Raw genomic sequence first — 19338 nt, 5'->3', positions numbered from 1 at the left:
CCGCACTCCTTTCCGAAAAAATCGGGGAGTCTTACTTAAACCAAGGAGTCAACAGCGTTTTTGATCCTTGTCAGCCCTTCTTGCAAAATAGGTTTTGGACAGGCAATATTTATTCTCATAAAGCCTGCTCCAGCCAGCCCGAAACCATAGCCGCTGTTTAAGGCTACCTTAGCTTCATTGATAAAGAAGCTATCTAGCTGGTGTCTATCCATGCCTAATTCGCGGCAGTCAAGCCAAACAAGATATGTACCTTCCGGTTTTATAACCTTTATTCCAGGAATGTTTTGCTTAATAAAATCAGTTAAATAATTCAGGTTATCTGACAGGTAATCTATCAATTGTTCTAGGTACTCCTCCCCTTCAGTGTAGGCCATTTCTGTAGCCAGCATACCAAAGACATTCATACCTACCCGATGCTTGGCGGACATATTATCAAATTCTGAAAGAATTTTTTTATTAGGAATAATAATTATAGAATTCTTTAAGCCGGCAAGATTAAAAGTTTTGCTGGTTGCTATCGTGGTTATGGAGTTAGCTGCGAATTTCTCTGAGATTGAGGCAAACGGAATATGCTTAGCATCGCGATAAATGACATCACAGTGAATTTCGTCAGAAACTACCATGACATCGTTATTAATACATATATCCCCCAGTTCCTGCAGTTCCGCTTTCGTCCACACCCGGCCCACCGGATTATGGGGACTACAGAGAATTAAAAGCTTCACTTCAGGATCTTTCGCCTTCTTCTTTAAGTCCTCAAAGTCCATTAAATACCGATTGTGCTCAAGTTTTAACGGGTTTTCCACCACCTGACAGCCGTTATCCTTAATAACTTGATAAAAAGGATAATAAACCGGTGTCTGAATGATAACCTTATCACCAGGATGAGTAAAGGCGCGAATACTTATTGTCAATCCGGTAACAACGCCGGGGCTAAAACTCAGCCATTCCTTTTGTATTCGCCAGTTAAATCGCCTGTCGAACCAGCTTATCACAGCATCATCATATGAATCCGGTTGGGCTGTATACCCAAACACTCCGTGCTGCACGCGTTGGGACAATGCCTCTATTACTGCCGGAGGAGCTTTGAAATCCATATCTGCAACCCACATGGGCAGAACATCATCACGACCGTAAAAGGGCTTTAAACTGTCCCATTTCAAGCAACTAGTACCCCGCCTATCAAGAACATTATCCAAATTAGACCCCATTAACTACACCTTCCCCACTTTTATATGATCTTTTTATCTAAATAGATAATTCAATATCAGCAGGGCTAAACCCTGTAAAAGAACAAAAGCATTTCATGCCTTCGGCCGACATAATTGCCTATACATAATTAAGAGCCCTTGTTTAATTTGGGCAGCAGGTAAAAATGGCCATAAAGTGAAAGGGATCAATCGGGTTTCTTTCGGTTGTAGCCACGTTCGCCAAACGGTTGTACTTTGTTTAACCACTTTTCCTCCAGTTTCTTTAATGCATCTTTTGCGTCCAAATATCCAGTTTCCTTCTTTTCTAAAGTCTCTAAAACCTCAAAAGCAAATGCCTCTTTGCCAAACTCTTTCCATTCGTCTTGGAGTTCCATGTTTTTATGAGAACCTAATTCCAATTCAAAGCGTTTACCATTCATGGTCTTCAAATTCATACTGGTTCCCACAAAAACCTTATTATTGTTAATATTTTTAATCTGATAGACCCCTGCTACTGATTTTTGTTTTTCTTTATATATTTGTTTCAGTTCCGCTTTTTTCTGCATGTTATTAACCTTCCTTCACTATAAATTTATCCCTTTAACCAGTATTGACTCCCATCTGGTTTTCTGTCCAAAAAACCGTATTCTACTAAATACCGCCTCAAAGTAACATGGTCGTCAAAAGCAGTTTTCAGTATTCGGTTGACTTCCTTTTCGTCATAGCTTCTCCCGCGTTCAAACCTTTTAACAATTTCCCCAAGAAGAACGAGTTTGTGTTTTTCTTTCGCGGGGAATATCTCTAATCGCCCAGCCGTACCTTCGGGAAAATACTTTTTCAATATTTTTTCGCTCTCTTCCTGTGTAACGTTATACCTGTCATCTAACATTCGGGCCGTTTTTCTAGGATTTATAAAAGTCGGTGCATGTTTATCCTGTTCTTTTAATAACTCCATCAGCACTAAAAATACTTTTGACTGACGTTCTTTCTCTTTTAATGCAAAGCGATGATTGCGTATTGTAGATGCACTGCCAATGCCCATTTCTTTTTGTACTTCTGCATCGCTCTTTCCCTGATAAAATAACTGCAGTAGATTATTCTGATGCTCTGTCATACCGGTAAACTTTTTATTAAGCTTAATCAGATAATCAAATACCGACTGGTGTTCCCTTTGAATATGAACACGAACATACCTCTCCGCCTCATAGAGAACACCTTGGTCTGAATAAATAATTCCTTTTTCAAAGTCCTTGCCGCAGAGCAGACAGACAAAGTGATTGTCCTGTCGGACATAGCCGGATTTAAGCTCCTCCAATGATGCATTCCAAAACAGTTCTGAAACATTCACTTTCGAACACCTCCATGTATTGTCTGTATTATACTAGACATTATTGTTATTTGTCTATAGTTATTTAATTATCCGCTAAAGTTTTTGGTCCTGCAGCAGTCAAACAATAATAATGCCGTCGACGATTTACAGCATTAATGCTCTGACCAGTTGTTGCCAGTCCTTGATAGATTTATTGTATGTTTACGCAGGTTAAGCTTAAAAGGTAATCTTGACATTAAAAAAGACGGTCCTGCATAATACAGAAAACCGCCTTGCTTTTTTTCACCGCGAACTTAATACGATTCCGCTTAGGACATTAAGTAAATACTTCTGTATACTCTAATGGAAACTTATAAATCAAACCTGATTGTACCTGAAGCAGCGCGTTACATGGTCATTGACCAATCCCACTGCTTGCAAATGGGCATATATTATAGTACTGCCGATAAATTTGAAACCACGTTTTTTAAGGTCCGTACTTACCTCATCAGATAATTCGGTTTTGGCCGGTAATTCCGATACATCTTCCCACGAGTTTTTTAGCGAAAGATTATTAACAAATGACCATATGTATTTGTCAAAACTACCGAACTCTTCTTGTATCTCTATAAACCTATTGGCGTTGTTAATGGACGCCTCAATTTTTCTACGATTTCTGACTATACCAGAATTACTTAGCAGCTCAGCAACTTTCTTCTCATCATACGCAGCTACTTTGACTGGATCAAAGTTATCATAAGCACTTCGATAGTTGTCTCTTTTCTTTAAAATGGTTACCCAGCTCAATCCTGCCTGAGCAGACTCCAACACCAAAAATTCAAAATGAGTACGGTCATCGTGAACCGGGACACCCCACTCTTCATCATGGTATTTTAGATAGAGCTCATTATCACCGCACCATGAACACCTTTGTACAATAATTTACACCACCCTATAGGTTTACCGCTCATTGTCCTCTACACAACTCTTTACTCACCAAAGATAAATTTTCACGACCGCAATGCCGCCAAATCTACTTTTGGCACTAATCCCTCGTCCGAAGCCCGCTTAAGCAGGGTGGACACCGCATTATATCCCGCTTCGCCTAAGTCAGCGGAAAAATTGTTTACGTAGAGATTGATATGCGCTCTGGCAACTTCTGGCGAAAGTTCCTGGGCGTACTGCATTATAAACTGCTGTGAGGCCTCCGGGTGTTCCCAAGCATATTTGAGCGATGCTCGAATCCAACCGGCTATGGCAGACAGGTCAAGTGAGCGCCTTGCGATAATTGCCCCCAAAGGAATTGGCAGCTTGGTATCCGCTTCCCACCAACTACCTAAATCCGCCAAGAGAGTCAGACCATAGGCCGGATAAGTAAAACGCGCCTCATGAATTACCAGCCCGGCATCAACTTCACCATCGCGCACGGCAGGCATAATTTCATGAAACGGCAGAACGATAATCTCCCCTATACCACCGGGCACCTGCTGAGCTGCCCATAATCGAAACAATAGGTAAGCGGTTGACCGTTCACTAGGCACCGCCACCTTCCGGCCGGCTAACGCCGCAGGCCCTTCGGTGTCAGCCAACTTACCTGGGGTCAATACCAGCGGGCCACAGCCTCGACCTAATGCACCGCCACAGGGTAACAGCGCGTACTCCGATAGGACCCAAGGTAAAGCAGCATATGAAATTTTTACAACATCAGGCCCCTTACCGCTGGCAGCCAGACTATTTGTAATATCGATATCCGCATAGGTAACATCAATCTTGGGTGCGCCGGGTATTAGCCCATGTACCCAGGCATGAAAAATAAATGTATCGTTAGGACATGGTGAAAAAGCAACTTTCACACCAACACCCCCAATAGTACTGAACTTGCTGCTTCCAATGTGGCCAGTGCCTCTTTGATGCGCCACGCGCCTCGGTCACGCGCGCCAACCGGGTTTGAGATAGCACGGATTTCCAAAATTGGCACACCGAATTCATGAGCCGCAAGAGCCGTACCATACCCTTCCATTGCCTCAGCAGCTGCCCCCGGCACTCTCTTGGCTAATTCTATGGCACTCTTGGTCGTGCCTGTCACAGTAGACACAGTAAGTACCGCTCCGGTATCGACCGAAATCCCGGCGGAACGTAATGCTTCAGTGACCTTTTTCACCAAACTATTATCAACCTGCATGCGACTTGAGTCAAAGCCCAATTCATCCAAGCTGCTAAAACCCTCAGGGGTCTCCGCTCCCAGGTCAGCAGCAACAATCTCATTCGCCACTACGATAGAACCGACTTCAGTTCGTCCGGAAAATCCCCCGCCAATACCGGCGCTGACAACCAAACCGTATTTGCTTGCAGCCAGCACCTTCGTGGTACTGACTGCGGCAGCTGCCGAACCAACGCCCGCCGCTAAAACTTCAAAGCGCTTATCTTTACCTAACCCCCGCAACACCGCATCCCTCTCCGCCGCGACGGCAGTTATTACAAGAATACGCTTCTTCAGCTTCGTGTCCGGCTTTTTCCCTTGATTCCTGATGTTCATTTTAGCTTCCCCTTTTGGCATAATTACTTCTATTACATGTTACTTGCATTAGTTACTAATTAATCCCAACTGATTCCCAGCAAGCTCGTGTCTTTACTTAAAAAATTCTAGATAAATGTCCCCAGCCCTTTTTTATCCTTTGAGAAAATTAACTCAATAAAAAAGGCCCTCCGGTGTGGATGAGGGCGGCGGCATGGGAATGTAGGTAGCAAATAACGGCCTATTGATAAGCCCGCACTTCATTTCTCAATGAGGTGTGGGCTTATTGGATTTTATTGTGCTTTGTGCAAAGCAGTTTTTATAGTTTCTTCTACTTCCCGGGCAAAGTCCTGCAGCCCTTCACTTTCTAGCATTTCCATAAAAACCGTGGGCCTTACCATACCCAACCTGACTTCTCCTTGATCTTCATACACTACCACTTTGCAAGGCAAGAAATAAATTACATTCATGTCCTTTTCCAACACTGCTTTGGCCTTATGCGGGTTGCATACTTCTAAAATCCTGGCTTTTCCCTTGAAGTCTACGCCCTTCTCCTTCAACTTCGAAGGTACGTCTAGTTCCCACAGAGTGCCAAACTTAAGTTCCTTCAATGCCTCTTTTACATCATCAACCGCTTGTTCCAGTGACTTTTTAGTAACCAAAGCATAGTCAAAATTCATATTTGAACCTCCTAATAAACTTTGGTCCTAGTATACCAAAATTAAGTGTCTAAAATGTGTAAATCTAATATAGAATCTGTGAAGTGTCAGCCTGCGCAGTACAAAGCCAATAAGTGACACTTGTGGTGTCAGGCACCATAAGTGTCACTTATTGTGCTTTCATTGAGGATCGGTTCCTGAGCAATATAAATTAAATGGTCACCGGCTTTTATCACCAATTCATCATTTGGGTTGGTAAGAACCTCATTATTACGATTAATACCAATCAATATACCGCTTTGCTGTCTGACCAATCGGGCAGCCGATGCGAAAGTCTCACCTTTCAGGTTGCTGGGCACTATGCTTTCGTAAACCTCATTACCAAACTTATTGGTAACCAACTCACGAATAAGCCTGCTGCCGCCGCTGTAAAGACCTGCCCGTACAATCAAGCTGCTGGCCAATTCACCGGAAGAAATAATTTCATCCGCACCGGCTCGTTGGAAATGAGAAATATTCTTCGGGTCCAGTACCTCCGCAATTATTTTCGCCTTAGGGTTGAGATGACGTACTGCCAAGGTAGTTAGGACAGAATGGGAATCTGCCAAAGACTCGTCCACAGAACTTTCTGCCAACACAATTACCAGCCGCGCCTGCTGAATATTGGCTTTTTTAAGTGCATTTTCGTCAGTGCTTGACCCCTTAACGAAATGTATCTCGTGACCGGGCATAGGGTTTTCGTCTCGGTCTGCCAACAATACAATTTTAGCTGCCGAGTCATCTTTCAAGAGTTCCTCCACAATGGCATTGGTTTTATGACTATAATCACAGACCACGAAATGGTTACAATAGTTTACCGGCATTAAGCCGCGCCCCCTTTTTAAAATATCTTCCAATAGCGACCCCGCCAAATAACCAAAGGTACCAATACCTGCGATCATCACTACTAGGGCTACAGCCCTGCCGCCAATGCTTAACGGAAATTTATCACCATAACCCACTGTAGTGATAGTCACTAACGCCCACCAGACACCGTCACCAAAGGTATGAAACTGGTCATTGACACCCCGTTCAAAGTATATAACTAAAGAAGCACCTACTAGGACTACGGTTAACAGCAATATTACTGAAATGCCATAGCGTGTACGCCAGCGACCAAAAATATTTAAGCGTCGAAATAACGTAAAAAAGAACGGCAAAACTAATTCACCCCTTACCCATCTGCCCTACCAGTTTTCCCAGGCCTGCTGATAAAGATCTATTATCACAGGATGTATCAAGGTATTAACAGCTTCATTAGTGCTTTCGCTTTCATCCCCGGGGAAGACAAACATACCGGGCAGCATGTCCTGTTTTAAATACCTTGTAGATACCTCGACCTTTATCCTGCTTTTATTTATAGCAGTATCAGAGGCCAAGGTAAAGCCCCACTCCCCAAAGCTTGGTACATAGGTATGATAAGGTGCCACATCCAGTCCCGCTGCTTCTACTGTATTAACTATGCTCCAAAAGGCCTCATTCGCATAGTAGGGTGAGGTAGACTGAATTGCTACAGCGCCACCTTTGGCTAAATGCCGTCTTACCATTGTATAAAATTCGCGAGTATAAAGCTTAGCCAAGGCCTCGTTGTTGGGGTCGGGCAAATCAACAATAATCACACCATATAAACCGCTGCCCTGCTCCAAAAACTTATAGCCGTCCTGATTAACAATTTGTACCCTAGGGTCGTCCAAACTGCCTCGGTTAAGCCGGGTAATGACCGGGTGGGTACGTGCTAATCCTACCACAGCAGGGTCTAGATCCACTAAAGTCACTTCTTTCACTTCAGGATATTTAAACACTTCCCGCAACGCCAAGCCGTCGCCGCCGCCCAATATCAGTACCTTCTCACGGTTAGCAGCCAAATCCATGGCCGGATGTACCAATGCTTCATGATAGCGGTATTCGTCTAGCGAAGAAAATTGAATATTACCATTGAGAAACAGCCGCAAATCTTCCCCGCGCTTGGTAAGAATAATGCGCTGAAAGTCACTCTGCTCCTGGTATACTATCCGGTCATTATATAACTGCCGCTCCAATCCCATCACTGCTCTTTCACCAAAGGTAAGTCCCAGCAGCAGTAATAAAACAATGGCTACAACCAATATCTTTGCAACCCGGCGAAAGCGGGTGGACAGCTCAGGTTCAAAAAGTTTTATACCAAGCAGCACTACGCTTACATTAATCAAGCCCAGCAGCATTGTACCTTGTACCAAGCCTACGCCTTTCACTAGGTAAATATAAAGAATTACGGCCGGTACGGCACCCAAAAAATCAAATAGGGTGACCCTGGCCACCAAATCACCAAAAGACTCTCCTGCTTTCCGTAAGATATGCATAAAAAGGGGTACCTGAAACCCCAGGATAAAACCGTTTATAGAAATATAACCCAAGGTAACCACCTGAGCAGATCCGATGTATACATTGAAAGCATAAAGAAAAAGGGTAGAAAAACCACCGGCAAATGCAATCGCCAGCTCATTAATCACCACCATTTTCTCGTGGCTTTTAACATAACGGGAGCTATAGCCACCGAACCCCATGGAAACCATCATGGCCGTAATAGTCAATGCCCACTGGATTCTCCCGTCTCCCAGCAGGTAGCTGGACATAGCACCCAGAAAATATTCGTAACTCATGGCACAGGTAGAAACAATCAACAAAGAGAAAATTATCAGCGTTGGGTTGTTTTTCTGTATATAGTTCTGCATCTTATGATTAAGGACCGGCAAGTCAATTCCTCCTCACCCAGATATGACTATCATCACATCAATTGTAACAGTAAAATGACAATATTCCACTACCCAACAACTGCCAACGAAAAAAGCATTTCATCGCCTTCGACGTATAAGGTAACCACTTTTCCCGCCCGCCAGGGGCTGCGTCCCTTATGATAAATTAAAAGAAGGGCTGTATCCTGTTTCCTGCGTAGTCAGTAAAAAACCCTTCAAAAGAAGGGTTAGAAAGAATCATGTAATAGCGCCGCTGACCACTAAGGCTACAGCAATAAACAGCCCGGCAATTTTATATCCTACCAACAAATTATGATCATCAATTTCCTGACTGATTTTTTCCGGAGTGATCAAATCATAAAGGAAATAAGACGCCAACATAAGTACAAATCCCAAAGCACTGTAAATTAAGGCATTTACCAAGCCATCACTGTGCACCATGGCATTATAGATAATAATACCAATACCAATGAGCAGCCCACCTAGCACCGCCCCCAAGGCACCATTTTTTTCTTTAGTCTCCTGACTCAGCTTATAAGGGGTTACCAAATCAAACACTTTAATGGCCACAAACATTACTACAAAAAATATGGCCCACCAGAGTATCGTATCTACAAAAGGGTTTATTAAAACCATACTTACACTCCTCTCCTAACTCTTACTTCCCGCCGAAAATCCCGCCGCCGCGGACAGTACGCGAGCCAACCGAACCCTCCCTAACAGTTTTACCGTAAGAGGGTACACTGCTCCGGCCGGTATAGGGCGAAAAACCTCCATCCCTCACGCTGCGAGGTCCGTTAAAAATATTTCCAATTACTGCAGCAGTCAAATACCCCCGAAAGAAGCCACCGGAAGAGTAATGATCGCGTATATACTGCCGGGATGCTACCTCAGCCATTGTCTGCCCGTCTTGGGAGTAAATGTCAACCACCAGTTTCGGATAAACCAATACCCTGCGGTCTTCAGCAGTTCCCGGCGGAGTCATGGACTTAGGTGGATACTTGCCCGCTATAAACTTCGCTGCATTGTCCACTGAATCAGGTATCTGGTAAACCCGAGCCGCATCATTAGTTCCATAACGACTCTGCTGCACGTCCACCAACGAATAATTTTTGTCTAAATAACTTTCCACCGTTGCAGCAGTACACCCTACTACTAGAAAAGTGGTAACCGCAAATAATAATGCCAACCAACGCTTCATAATAAAGTCCTCCTAGAGAAAAGAGGAGTACTACTCCTCTTTGTTACTCTTAAGCTTCGCCTTTAATTCTGCCAATTCACGATCTACATCGGACCCGCCCAAGCTTCCCAGTTCCTTGTCTAGGCTGCTTGAACCGGAGCGCATTTCGTTAGAAGCTTCTGCTTCGCTTTCAAGCGTCATTACCTTTTCTTCCATCTTATCAAAACCCTTGCGGGCACTGCCGCTGCCCATACCACTAAAAGCCTGGTTGATGTTTTTCTGGGCTTTAGCTGCCTCTGCCCGGGCCTGCAATGTCTGCTTCTTACCCTTGAGTGTCTCATATTCATCCTTCATCTGCTGTAGCTGGTCTTTCAACTTATCGGCATTCTCCTTAGCCACCTGCCACTGGCCCTGCATGTCGTCTGCCTTGGACTGGTGCCGCTTCTTGTCCTCTAATGCTTTACGGGCTAAGTCTTCCTTTTCCTGTTCCAAAGCCTGCAGCGCTTGGGTCTGCCTTTTTTCGGCCATTTCCTGCGCCTCAGTCAACTGGTGGTGCAGCTTTTTTTCCAGAGCAATCTGCTTAGCTACCGACTTCTCTGCATCCGCAATATCCTCTTCCATATCTCTCATGTACTGATCCAACATTTTCACCGGGTCCTCAGCCTTATCCAGTAGGTGATTAAGCTGCGACGTACTGATGTCTCTCATTCGTGAAAACAATCCCATTAAAAAACCTCCTAATCAATTAGTATTTGTATTCCCTTTAGCTTCCCGCCATAAAGCTTACTTCGTGTGGATCTATTTCAAACCCGTAGCTGCACTCAAAATCTCCATCCCAATTCTCTATGGAAATAAATTTTTCTTCTTCATCATCACAGTAGTCCCAATAGCGGACCTCATTCCCTACTCTAGCACCAACCTGACCTTCTACCACAGTGATACGGGCAGTGCTGGCTTCATCCAATTCAAAATGGACACCATCATAGGTAATACGCTTCTCAGGCTTTTCCAACGGCATCTTAATTTTTTCGAAAATACCCAGATACAGCTCGTCATCCTGTTCTGCAGAAAGCCAGATATGCTTACCCTCTGACTCCAGGTGGTAATCTCTCCAGACCCACCCTTCATCATTGTATTCCAAGACGCCTATAACGACATAATCCTCCAGGTCATAAGAGACAATATCGCCTACCTTTAAATTCAGGGCATTTCGCTGCACCACCGGCTTACCCTTATCGCCGCCGCCAAAAACTTTTTTAAAAAAACCCATGGGCATCTCCCCTTACTCCGATCATTGATACCTACATCTTACTATACCTATCTGGAAAAATAAACAGGTAATAACAGTCATGAAAACAAATTCGCACCCAGGCAACCAAGAATGTCATCCATAAACAGGAGGCAGGCTTATAGATACCTTATACTTGTTACCGGGTGCGTGGTAAATTACATATGTTTATGATGCTGTTTGGCGTCATGCTCCTGGTGGCAATCTTCTGTTCCATGATTCTTATTGTCACCTTGCTGATGGTGACCGCCGCCGCAACAACCCCCACCTTTACCATGCATACGCATCATAAAAAACATTAGTCCCCCGAACAGAAACCAATCCCCATACTGATAGAAAAAATCGGACATAATAAATTCCTCCCTGTTTTAGGAATATCAAACATTTACTAACTAGCGTAGTAGCTTCGGCTAAATCTAAGCAGTTCTTTTCCCTGCTCAATACCCTACCCTAACGGGGTAGTGGCATACTCTTATTGTATCAGTCTGCTTCAAAAAGTCAATAAAAAAGGACCCTCCGGATAAGGATTTATCACTTTAATTTAAACTTAAGCTTGTTAAAATTGCTTCAGCTAAAGTATAATATTAAAAAGTTTTTAAAAGAAGATTATTGTAGAAGGAGGCTGCTAATGGAACATAACTTAACAATTGGATCATTAGTGATTGTTGTTGCGATTGCTTTTATTACTCCGATATTTAGAATATATAGAAATGCTATTCCAATAACACCTCATGGCGATACTAGTATCTTGGTTAATGATAGGATCTTAGTTAGTGGCAGTTTAGAGTCTATTAAATCATTACAAAATAGATTGAGTTAATAGTAGGCAGACTGCTGCTTTCCCAGGCTGCTGAACCAGCAGAATTTGGTAGATAAATATTGTGTCATGCTGGCCAATTCGAACAGTAACATAGTCCGTGTTTAAAGAATAGTGGTCAGGAGGCCTGCCTGCTTCAGTAAGGTTTAGTCCCATGTGCAACAAAAAAAGAGTTCTGCCCCAATTGTTTAGGGCAGCCCCCACTTAACACTACTGGAAATGCTTTCTTTTACATTTACCCCGTTGTGGGATAAAACCGTTTTGTTCAAGCCTCTCATAGCGTTTTTCCAACCGAGACATAATCTTATCTGCTTTTTCTTGGGGAATGACTCCATACTCAACATATTTGGATATCACTTGTTTCTTCTTATCAAGAATCTCTCTGTGAAGAGTCGCTAACTCTTTCTTTTGGGTTTCAGTTAACTGTACAGTCACCTTTCCTGGATCCGCTGTTACATCTGCTGCTAGCGCCGGGAATGCTCCCAATACTGCTACAAACATAAACATAGAAACCGCCAAAGTTATCCAAAATTTTTGCATGAAAATTCACTCACTCCTTTCTCAGTTGGTATTGTTATTTTCCGCAGTTTTTTTTATTTTCATGTAAAATCGCAGTCAAATTTAACTTCCCAATAAATAAGCATTATCCCTAAAGTTAGCATATTAAATAACAAGAAAATCTTTTAAAGAACTTCCCAATCGCAAATTTTTGAATAATCTATTTTTCCCAGTTCCATAACTTTACTTCACCCAGATGTATTCCAGCAATCCATGGCTCTTCCTGTAACTTCAATATTTCTTTCGTGGGGCCCGTAACCACTATTCCATAGATTTAATGCCATTTGTTTTTAAATAATCAATACGCTGTGAAATTTTTAAATCACCTGTTGTAGCAATGCGGTTTGCTATTTCTTTGTAATTCTGTAACAGTTTGAGGGTATTGATAAATCTGTCGCTTTTTTTGTATTAAAAAAGCGACCCCTTACTTCTGGGTTAAAAGAATCCTCTGTGGTGTGCGTTGTCAGCATTCTCCTCCTGTCCATACAATTCCTCTAATTTTTTACGGTCATCACCTCTTAGTTTTAACCCTAAACTAGCTGCGATTTTTTTGGTATAATTTATTAGGGTGATTTATATGCAAATATTAGAAAATGATTGGCATTTTTTATTGGAAGAGGAGTTTGAAAGAGATTACTACTTAAAACTTAGAAAGTTTCTGATAAATGAATACAGAACAAAAACTGTATATCCAGATATGTATGATATATTCAACGCTTTACACTTTTCAGAGTTTAAGGATGTAAAAGTAGTTATATTAGGTCAGGACCCGTATCATGGTCCCAGTCAGGCCCATGGTTTGAGCTTTTCTGTAAAACCAGAGGTGTCAGCGCCCCCTTCTCTTATGAATATCTACAAAGAACTGCATAGTGATTTGGGCTGTTATATCCCTAATAACGGTTACTTAAAGAAATGGGCTGACCAAGGGGTTATGCTTCTTAATACTGTATTAACAGTTAGAGCAGGACAAGCAAATTCTCACAAAAATAAAGGCTGGGAAAATTTCACTGATAAGATAATTCATTTATTAAATGACCGGGAAGAACCTACCGTTTTCATATTATGGGGAAAGAATGCTCAATCTAAATTAGGTATAATAAGAAACTCCAGACATTATATAATAAAATCCGTTCATCCAAGTCCACTATCTGCACACCGAGGTTTCTTTGGAAGCAAGCCTTTTTCTAAGGCTAATAAATTTCTTAATACAATAGGCAAGGAACCTATTGACTGGCAAATTGAAAATATATAAAGAAGTATAACAATCACCCAATTACACATAGACGCCTCTGGCATATGCTATATTATTGGGGCTATGCCAAATTAGTAAAAAAATTTCTTAATTTAAAAAGAATTATAACCCTAATGGGTAAGAATTAAAGCGATAACCCAGGTGGTTACATGCATATAGAAAAAACCAGAAGACTGAGATAATGTATCTCATCTTCTGGTTTTTTTATTACATTGCTTTAGCCAAAACACCATGTTTTTCAGTGCCCTCCTATTTTAGCCTCTGGTTTTATTAATTTCCTGTTTAATTTCTTTCCACTGCGAAAGGGTTTCAGCTAAATGATTGTCAAAAATTCGTCGAGCATCGTCTAATAGCTGAAAAATAAGCGGATCTTTTACAGAATAGGTAACCTTAGTCCCTTCCTTAATACCGACTACTATATTTTTCGCCCGTAACTGGGCTAATTGCTGACTGACTGCTGAGCCTTCTAAATTTAATATCTGGCTTAGCTCATTGACATTCTTATCCGCTGAACGTAGGTTTTCTAAAATACCAATGCGAGCAGGATGAGATAATGCTTTAAAGAAATCCGCTTCAAATTGAAATAGTTCTTTTTGCAAGTCATTAACCTCCTTGATAATGATTTGCTACTTTCCATCTTACCATATTTTTTCAAATCAAACTACTGATTTTCTTAGGTTGCGCGTTAAAACATCCAATATTTCCTGTGGGGATGGTGGACAACCGGCAATTTTTATATTAACCGGAACAACCTGTTCTACTCCACCCAAAGTAGCATAGCTATTTTTAAAAATGCCTCCATTACACGCACAGTCTCCCACAGCAACGACTTGTTTAGGGGCAGGGGTAGCCTCAAACGTCTTTACCAGGGCAACTTGTAAATGTTTGGTCATAGATCCTGTTACCATCAGAATATCGGCATGCCGGGGTGATGCTACAAAATCCAAACCATAACGTTGCAGGTCATAAACGGGATTTAATAGGGCATTCATCTCCCAATCACAACCATTACAAGATCCGCAATCGACATGACGAATATGCCAAGAACGACCAAAGTTTTTATTTTTCTTCTGTTTAGGTCTAGTAACTATTCCAACCCGCCATGACTTCATAAAAATCCCAAACATATCTTCACCCCTTTTAGCTTACTTACTTCTACCGATCTGTACAAGCATAGCACAACTCAAAGCTTTTATTAATTAGAGGAAAATCTGGCACAAGATTTCCTTGGACAGCTAAAGGTACTGCCGGCCAATTACAGTAAGAAGCGGAACGAATGCGATAGCGATAAACGGTATTATTTGGGCCAATCATTACCCAATGCAGGTTGCTGCCACGAGCTGATTCGCTCCAACCCAGAGCCGCTTGGTAAGGAAGTAACTCTCCCACAGGATGTACTACCGGGCCGGTAGGTATCTGACAAATCAACTGGGATATTATTTTAAAAGAAGTTACCGCCTCATTGATACGTACTTTAAATCGAGCCAATACATCTCCCGCTTCTTCTCTAGCCACCTCAAAGTCCAGCTGCCCATAAATGCCATAAGGGAAATCTTTTCTCCAATCCTTGGTACAGCCAGAGGCTCTAGCCGCAGGTCCAACTACCCCCAGATCCTGCACAGCTACCAAAGATAGCCTCCCGGTACCCCTCAACCGCTGGATCAAAGAGTCGTGATCTAGTAAAACCTCAGCCAAGTCAATAAAATCTTCTGTTAATTGCTTCAATTGAGTATCTAAAGAAGCAAGCTGCTGATCAGCAATGTCCTTCTTCAAACCACCAATAGTATTAATTCCTCTTAAGAACCGGCTGCCGGTCAACCCCTGGTTTAACTGCAAAATCGCCTCCTTGATGCGGTTACCATGACTGGTTCCTAACGCTAGTCCTACTCCAGCGCAAATATTACCCACATCGCCAATGTGATTGTATAATCGTTCCATTTCTAATAATATTGCCCTGATAGATAATGCTCTATCGGGTATTTGGACATTCCCTATGCGTTCAATAGCGTGACAAAAAGAAACACTATGGGAAAAAGCGCATGCACCGCAAGTTCGCTCTGCCAAAGCTAAGACACCGGCTAAAGTACTGCCTTCTGCTAGCTTTTCTACTCCCCGGTGAGTATAAAATAACCTGGCTTCCAAATTGAGAACAGTTTCCCCGGCCACGCTGAACCTAAAATGCCCTGGCTCAATTATACCGGCATGAATCGGCCCAACCGGTAGATAGAAAGGTCCACTTCCCTTTATTTCACCAAAATGGTAATCAGGAGACGGCATCTTTTCTAAGGAATCTGAATCAAAATCCTTGCGGAGGGGATGGGTTCCTTGTGACCAATCATGATGAAGAACCAAGCTCCTTGGGTCGGGATGGCCAACAGGTTTTAATCCAAACATATCCTGCACTTCCCGCTCATACCAGTGGGCAGCAGGTACTGATGGCGTGATAGAAGGAAAAGCCGGTTCAGTAGGGTTTATGGCAATAGTCATAACAATAAAGATTTCTTCAAAGTTAACAGCAAAGTAATAGTACAAACGAAAACTGCCATTAATACCACGTTCATCATTGCCAATCATAGTAGCCAAAGAAGCTCGCAAGTGCTTAATCAAATAGCTGCTCACTTCCGGCAGAGCCTCTTTCGCCACCTCTAAATAATATTCATTACCAGCTTTAACTCCCACAAATTTAGTCTTCTGTCTAAATTCTTGTAATAACAACCCAATAACAGCCGGGTTCTTTGCTGCCATTTTATCTGCCTCCCCCTAATATTACCAGAACTTCACTCAACATATTGTCAAGCAAGGACGGAATATATAACCCCAATACCACGATTAATACTATAGGAATTCCCATAGCCGTCACAGTCAACCAACTTTCTCGCCTCACCTTTACTCTATCAGGTTTTAAACCCAAGACCATTTGCAAAATGTGATACATAAAACCGGCGAACACCAAAGCTATAAAAAGCAAAAATAAACCACTGGCAAGATATTTGCCTTGAGCAAAACCACCAGTAATAATACTAAACTCACTGACAAAAATACTGAATGGAGGAACCCCGGTAATTGCTAAACTTCCAAGCAACAGCAACACCCCTGAAAAAGGCAAAGCTGTTATGGCTCCTCTGATACGAGCCATTTGCCGCGTACCATAATGTTGAGTGACTGAGCCTGCCGAAAAAAATAACAGGGATTTAGCTACGGCATGGTTTAAGAAGTGCAAACTAGCCCCGTACAAGGCCAATTTTCCACCCAAACCAATCCCAGCCGCAATGATACCCATATGTTCAACGCTAGAATAAGCTAATAACCTTTTGAGATCATGTTGGAGTGAAATAAAAGGTACCGCAATGGCCATCGAGATAAGACCAAAAATCAGCAGTAAATTCCCCGAAAATTGACTGCCTACTATTTGGGATAATAGTAGGTGATACCTAATTACACCATAGAGTGCACAGTTTAAAAGGACTCCCGACAAGACCGCACTGACAGGAGAAGGGGCCTGACTATGGGCATCCGGCAGCCAATGGTGTAAAGGTGCTAGTCCGGCCTTTGTGCCAAATCCAATTAGAATAAAGACAAAAGCCAGTTTGAGTACCTGGGGATCTAACTGTTGCTTGTTGGCCATTAAAAAAGTCCATTGTAAACTGCGTACACTTTCACTCTCAATTTGACTTGCGGCATAGTAAGTTAAGATAACTCCCAATAGTGCAAAAGCAATTCCGACCGTACATAGAATAATATATTTCCAGGCTGCCTCCAAAGAACCTTTCTGCTTGTAAAAACCTACTAGCATTGCTGAGGCTAACGTAGTAGCCTCGATAGCTATCCATAACAGTCCCAGGTTATTAGCCATCACAGTCAGAACCATTGTAAAGATGAAAATGTTGAACAATAAGTAATAGGTAGCTAATTGGGATACTCCAATCATCCCTATTTCAACCTCATGTTGCATATAGTCGATTGAGTAAAGGGTGGCTATTAGCCCAATTAAACCAATAATAACCAACAAATATGCACTAAAGGCATCAATATATAGCCAACTGTCCATTGCCGTTAACGCTTCCCCAGTTAGTACTTGCCAAGTCAATATTAAGCTGGAGACGAAAGTGGTCAATGCCCCTATGCCGGTAACCCAATTCCGCAATGCCGGCTTACCTATCAAATAACCGCTGATGGCCGTAACCAAAGGAGCAAATAATGTTAAAATGACCATCTGCCTCATCCCTTCAAGCTTTTCAATTTATCAGTATTAATGCTGCCAAATGTCTTATCGATACGAAAAAGAAATAGCCCCATAATTAAAACCGCAACAAGCAAATCAAAAAATATTCCCAATTCCACCATCAATGGCATCCCATGACTGACAGCCATTGCCGCCATCGATAAACCGTTTTCCATAATCAGTAGTCCTATTAACTGACTGAGAGCCACTTTCCGGGTAATCATAATTAAAAGGCCGATTAACAACAATGATAGGGCCACCGGCAACCCGCTCTTGGCTGCTAGACCGCTGGGCAAAATTTGCGGCGATACTACCCAGTATGACAATAATACCAATCCAGCCGCTAGTAAAAATAGAACATTGGGGCTAAAAACCAAGTCTATCTCCCTGCGAATCTGGATCTTTCTCACAATGTAAAACAAGGCCGCGGGAACTAATATTCCTTTCACAATCAACAACAAAAAAGCGCTAGCATATAAATAGCCATTTCCTGCTTGTAAACCTAAAACAGTGCCGATTAGTGCCAATAAAAACCCTTGGAGTGACATCAGCCAGATGGCGTAATCGATGCGCTTACCTGCCACCATCAAAAAAGCGCTAATTACAATTAGCGAAAATAGGACATTCATTTGCTTACCCCCTTAAAATCAGCTGAGATACTATTGCTAAAAAAGCCAGTACTAAACTGGTTGCCAACAAGCCCGGTACTTTAAAAAGCCGCATTTTGGCATAACCACTTTCAATTAAGGCTAGAAGTACCGATAAAACCAAAATTTTTAATAGATATAGTATTACTGCTATTGGAATCTGTGCCCATCCCCAGCCAGTAGCCATTCCCCATGGAAAAAACAGATTAGAGAATAAAGTGAGCATTATTAATTGTTTTACAGCGGCAGCCCAGATCAACAGCGCCAGTTCCTTACCTGAATACTCCAACAGCATCCCTTCATGAATCATGGTCAACTCTAAATGGGTGTCCGGGTTGTCTACAGGAATTCTACCTATTTCGGCAAACACTACTATTAATAGTGCTGCAGCGGACAAAAAATGCGCCGGGTTTAGTAGGCCTGCTCCCTGATCAGATAAATTGGCCATAATAGTACTAAGATTTGTAGAACCGCCACTAATTGCCAAACTAATTGATGCCAATACTAAGCTGGGTTCAATTAAAGCTGATAAAGATACTTCACGGCTGCTAGCCATGCCGCCAAAGGCACTGCCACTTTCTAAGGCAGCCAGAGTCATCATTAGACGCCCTAAAGCTAGTAAGTAGATTAGAACAAATATATTCCCGGTAAAACTTAAAGGTGCCTTTGCAATTACCGGTAGCAGCATAGCAGCAGTAATTAAAGCGGAAAAGACGAGGTAGGGCGAAACAATGTAGATCCATGAAGCAGAGTTAGCAATAACCGTTTCCTTTTTCATGTGTTTGCCAATATCATAGTAAACCTGAAAAATTCCTGCTCCCATACGGCATTGCAAATGTGCCTTGATTTTTTTTATAACACCTGTAACCAAAGGGGCTAAAACCACCAATAAGATAACCTGCAAAACCGCAGTCAATACTATATTCATCA

Annotated in this window: 24 protein-coding genes; 2 read left to right on the top strand and 22 right to left on the bottom strand. The window is 42.3% G+C overall.

The features are described 5' to 3' along the window. Window positions 1-35: 35 nt before the first annotated feature. From MFMK1_RS02810 to MFMK1_RS02745, 14 genes are all read right to left on the bottom strand, one after another. Window positions 36-1211: a MalY/PatB family protein gene (locus tag MFMK1_RS02810; RefSeq protein ID WP_366923646.1), complete on the bottom strand. Its 1176-nt coding sequence runs from the start codon at window positions 1209-1211 to the stop codon at window positions 36-38. Between the two features lie 185 nt (window positions 1212-1396). Beyond that, complete coding sequence (locus tag MFMK1_RS02805) at window positions 1397-1756, bottom strand: GIY-YIG nuclease family protein (protein WP_366923645.1); 360 nt, start codon at window positions 1754-1756, stop codon at window positions 1397-1399. A 26-nt stretch (window positions 1757-1782) separates the two neighbouring features. Beyond that, window positions 1783-2538, bottom strand: a complete 756-nt coding sequence (locus MFMK1_RS02800; protein WP_366923644.1) for a DUF2087 domain-containing protein — start codon at window positions 2536-2538, stop codon at window positions 1783-1785. A 339-nt stretch (window positions 2539-2877) separates the two neighbouring features. Then, window positions 2878-3441, bottom strand: a complete 564-nt coding sequence (locus MFMK1_RS02795) for a DNA-3-methyladenine glycosylase I (RefSeq protein ID WP_366924855.1) — start codon at window positions 3439-3441, stop codon at window positions 2878-2880. A gap of 68 nt (window positions 3442-3509) precedes the next feature. Beyond that, on the bottom strand, window positions 3510-4352 hold the full coding sequence (locus MFMK1_RS02790; RefSeq protein ID WP_366923643.1) for a 1,4-dihydroxy-6-naphtoate synthase: 843 nt from the start codon (window positions 4350-4352) through the stop codon (window positions 3510-3512). Continuing rightward, entirely contained in the window at window positions 4349-5035 is a 687-nt protein-coding gene (locus MFMK1_RS02785; RefSeq protein ID WP_366923642.1) for a futalosine hydrolase, read from the bottom strand. The genes MFMK1_RS02790 and MFMK1_RS02785 overlap by 4 nt, the downstream gene beginning before the upstream one ends. Before the next feature lie 272 nt (window positions 5036-5307). Beyond that, window positions 5308-5694, bottom strand: a complete 387-nt coding sequence (locus tag MFMK1_RS02780; RefSeq protein ID WP_366923641.1) for a DUF302 domain-containing protein — start codon at window positions 5692-5694, stop codon at window positions 5308-5310. A gap of 128 nt (window positions 5695-5822) precedes the next feature. Next, window positions 5823-6872: a potassium channel family protein gene (locus MFMK1_RS02775; RefSeq protein WP_366923640.1), complete on the bottom strand. Its 1050-nt coding sequence runs from the start codon at window positions 6870-6872 to the stop codon at window positions 5823-5825. 27 nt (window positions 6873-6899) lie between these two features. Continuing rightward, window positions 6900-8444, bottom strand: a complete 1545-nt coding sequence (locus tag MFMK1_RS02770) for a polyamine aminopropyltransferase (RefSeq protein ID WP_366923639.1) — start codon at window positions 8442-8444, stop codon at window positions 6900-6902. Window positions 8445-8681: 237 nt separating this feature from the next. Then, window positions 8682-9080 carry a DUF350 domain-containing protein gene (locus tag MFMK1_RS02765; protein ID WP_366923638.1) on the bottom strand — a complete coding sequence of 133 codons (399 nt, stop codon included), beginning with the start codon at window positions 9078-9080 and terminating at the stop codon, window positions 8682-8684. Window positions 9081-9102: 22 nt separating this feature from the next. Continuing rightward, complete coding sequence (locus tag MFMK1_RS02760; protein ID WP_366923637.1) at window positions 9103-9645, bottom strand: DUF4247 domain-containing protein; 543 nt, start codon at window positions 9643-9645, stop codon at window positions 9103-9105. Between the two features lie 30 nt (window positions 9646-9675). Further along, window positions 9676-10350 carry a PspA/IM30 family protein gene (locus tag MFMK1_RS02755; protein ID WP_366923636.1) on the bottom strand — a complete coding sequence of 225 codons (675 nt, stop codon included), beginning with the start codon at window positions 10348-10350 and terminating at the stop codon, window positions 9676-9678. Between the two features lie 37 nt (window positions 10351-10387). Beyond that, window positions 10388-10894, bottom strand: a complete 507-nt coding sequence (locus MFMK1_RS02750) for a DUF4178 domain-containing protein (RefSeq protein WP_366923635.1) — start codon at window positions 10892-10894, stop codon at window positions 10388-10390. Window positions 10895-11070: 176 nt separating this feature from the next. Next, window positions 11071-11262, bottom strand: coding sequence for a hypothetical protein (locus tag MFMK1_RS02745; protein ID WP_366923634.1), 192 nt, complete (start codon window positions 11260-11262; stop codon window positions 11071-11073). 278 nt (window positions 11263-11540) lie between these two features. On the opposite strand from MFMK1_RS02745, the gene MFMK1_RS02740 reads away from it, so the two are divergent. Further along, on the top strand, window positions 11541-11732 hold the full coding sequence (locus MFMK1_RS02740) for a hypothetical protein (protein WP_366923633.1): 192 nt from the start codon (window positions 11541-11543) through the stop codon (window positions 11730-11732). 207 nt (window positions 11733-11939) lie between these two features. On the opposite strand, the gene MFMK1_RS02735 is transcribed toward MFMK1_RS02740, so the two are convergent. Together MFMK1_RS02735 and MFMK1_RS18465 are read right to left on the bottom strand one after the other, a co-directional pair. After that, on the bottom strand, window positions 11940-12269 hold the full coding sequence (locus MFMK1_RS02735) for a YckD family protein (protein ID WP_366923632.1): 330 nt from the start codon (window positions 12267-12269) through the stop codon (window positions 11940-11942). Window positions 12270-12447: 178 nt separating this feature from the next. Further along, window positions 12448-12549: an anti sigma factor C-terminal domain-containing protein gene (locus tag MFMK1_RS18465; RefSeq protein WP_428846284.1), complete on the bottom strand. Its 102-nt coding sequence runs from the start codon at window positions 12547-12549 to the stop codon at window positions 12448-12450. Window positions 12550-12864: 315 nt separating this feature from the next. Between MFMK1_RS18465 and MFMK1_RS02725 the strand changes: the two genes are divergently transcribed. Further along, complete coding sequence (locus tag MFMK1_RS02725) at window positions 12865-13539, top strand: uracil-DNA glycosylase (RefSeq protein ID WP_366923631.1); 675 nt, start codon at window positions 12865-12867, stop codon at window positions 13537-13539. 254 nt (window positions 13540-13793) lie between these two features. Here the strand turns inward: MFMK1_RS02725 and MFMK1_RS02720 are convergent, their stop codons facing one another. Genes MFMK1_RS02720 through MFMK1_RS02695 form a run of 6 tightly spaced genes read right to left on the bottom strand, consistent with a single transcriptional unit; the run spans window position 13794 to window position 19336 of the window. Next, window positions 13794-14138, bottom strand: a complete 345-nt coding sequence (locus MFMK1_RS02720) for an ArsR/SmtB family transcription factor (RefSeq protein WP_366923630.1) — start codon at window positions 14136-14138, stop codon at window positions 13794-13796. 57 nt (window positions 14139-14195) lie between these two features. Continuing rightward, complete coding sequence (locus MFMK1_RS02715) at window positions 14196-14666, bottom strand: NADH-quinone oxidoreductase subunit B family protein (protein WP_366923629.1); 471 nt, start codon at window positions 14664-14666, stop codon at window positions 14196-14198. A gap of 28 nt (window positions 14667-14694) precedes the next feature. Beyond that, the gene (locus tag MFMK1_RS02710) at window positions 14695-16284 is read right to left on the bottom strand and encodes a hydrogenase large subunit (protein WP_366923628.1); all 1590 of its coding nucleotides are present in this window, start codon (window positions 16282-16284) and stop codon (window positions 14695-14697) included. 1 nt (window position 16285) lies between these two features. Then, window positions 16286-17752 carry a hydrogenase 4 subunit F gene (locus tag MFMK1_RS02705; RefSeq protein WP_366923627.1) on the bottom strand — a complete coding sequence of 489 codons (1467 nt, stop codon included), beginning with the start codon at window positions 17750-17752 and terminating at the stop codon, window positions 16286-16288. Window positions 17753-17757: 5 nt separating this feature from the next. Next, the gene (locus MFMK1_RS02700; RefSeq protein WP_366923626.1) at window positions 17758-18390 is read right to left on the bottom strand and encodes an NADH-quinone oxidoreductase subunit K; all 633 of its coding nucleotides are present in this window, start codon (window positions 18388-18390) and stop codon (window positions 17758-17760) included. A 4-nt stretch (window positions 18391-18394) separates the two neighbouring features. Further along, entirely contained in the window at window positions 18395-19336 is a 942-nt protein-coding gene (locus MFMK1_RS02695; protein WP_366923625.1) for a respiratory chain complex I subunit 1 family protein, read from the bottom strand. Window positions 19337-19338 lie beyond the last annotated feature (2 nt).

Source organism: Metallumcola ferriviriculae (assembly GCF_035573695.1).
Lineage (GTDB): Bacteria > Bacillota > JADQBR01 > JADQBR01 > JADQBR01 > Metallumcola > Metallumcola ferriviriculae.
Note: the sequence above shows the minus strand (reverse complement) of the source record. Positions and strands in the feature narration are given on the sequence as shown.

Coding starts and splice junctions, on each gene's coding strand:
- MFMK1_RS02755 (WP_366923636.1), bottom strand. CDS start 10,350: ATGGGATTGTTTTCACGAATGAGAGACATCAGTACGTCGCAGCTTAAT.
- MFMK1_RS02780 (WP_366923641.1), bottom strand. CDS start 5,694: ATGAATTTTGACTATGCTTTGGTTACTAAAAAGTCACTGGAACAAGCG.
- MFMK1_RS02750 (WP_366923635.1), bottom strand. CDS start 10,894: ATGGGTTTTTTTAAAAAAGTTTTTGGCGGCGGCGATAAGGGTAAGCCG.
- MFMK1_RS02745 (WP_366923634.1), bottom strand. CDS start 11,262: ATGTCCGATTTTTTCTATCAGTATGGGGATTGGTTTCTGTTCGGGGGA.
- MFMK1_RS02785 (WP_366923642.1), bottom strand. CDS start 5,035: ATGAACATCAGGAATCAAGGGAAAAAGCCGGACACGAAGCTGAAGAAG.
- MFMK1_RS02695 (WP_366923625.1), bottom strand. CDS start 19,336: ATGAATATAGTATTGACTGCGGTTTTGCAGGTTATCTTATTGGTGGTT.
- MFMK1_RS02705 (WP_366923627.1), bottom strand. CDS start 17,752: ATGGTCATTTTAACATTATTTGCTCCTTTGGTTACGGCCATCAGCGGT.
- MFMK1_RS02760 (WP_366923637.1), bottom strand. CDS start 9,645: ATGAAGCGTTGGTTGGCATTATTATTTGCGGTTACCACTTTTCTAGTA.
- MFMK1_RS02710 (WP_366923628.1), bottom strand. CDS start 16,284: ATGGCAGCAAAGAACCCGGCTGTTATTGGGTTGTTATTACAAGAATTT.
- MFMK1_RS02715 (WP_366923629.1), bottom strand. CDS start 14,666: ATGTTTGGGATTTTTATGAAGTCATGGCGGGTTGGAATAGTTACTAGA.
- MFMK1_RS02740 (WP_366923633.1), top strand. CDS start 11,541: ATGGAACATAACTTAACAATTGGATCATTAGTGATTGTTGTTGCGATT.
- MFMK1_RS02725 (WP_366923631.1), top strand. CDS start 12,865: ATGCAAATATTAGAAAATGATTGGCATTTTTTATTGGAAGAGGAGTTT.
- MFMK1_RS02765 (WP_366923638.1), bottom strand. CDS start 9,080: ATGGTTTTAATAAACCCTTTTGTAGATACGATACTCTGGTGGGCCATA.
- MFMK1_RS02700 (WP_366923626.1), bottom strand. CDS start 18,390: ATGAATGTCCTATTTTCGCTAATTGTAATTAGCGCTTTTTTGATGGTG.
- MFMK1_RS02810 (WP_366923646.1), bottom strand. CDS start 1,211: ATGGGGTCTAATTTGGATAATGTTCTTGATAGGCGGGGTACTAGTTGC.
- MFMK1_RS02805 (WP_366923645.1), bottom strand. CDS start 1,756: ATGCAGAAAAAAGCGGAACTGAAACAAATATATAAAGAAAAACAAAAA.
- MFMK1_RS02735 (WP_366923632.1), bottom strand. CDS start 12,269: ATGCAAAAATTTTGGATAACTTTGGCGGTTTCTATGTTTATGTTTGTA.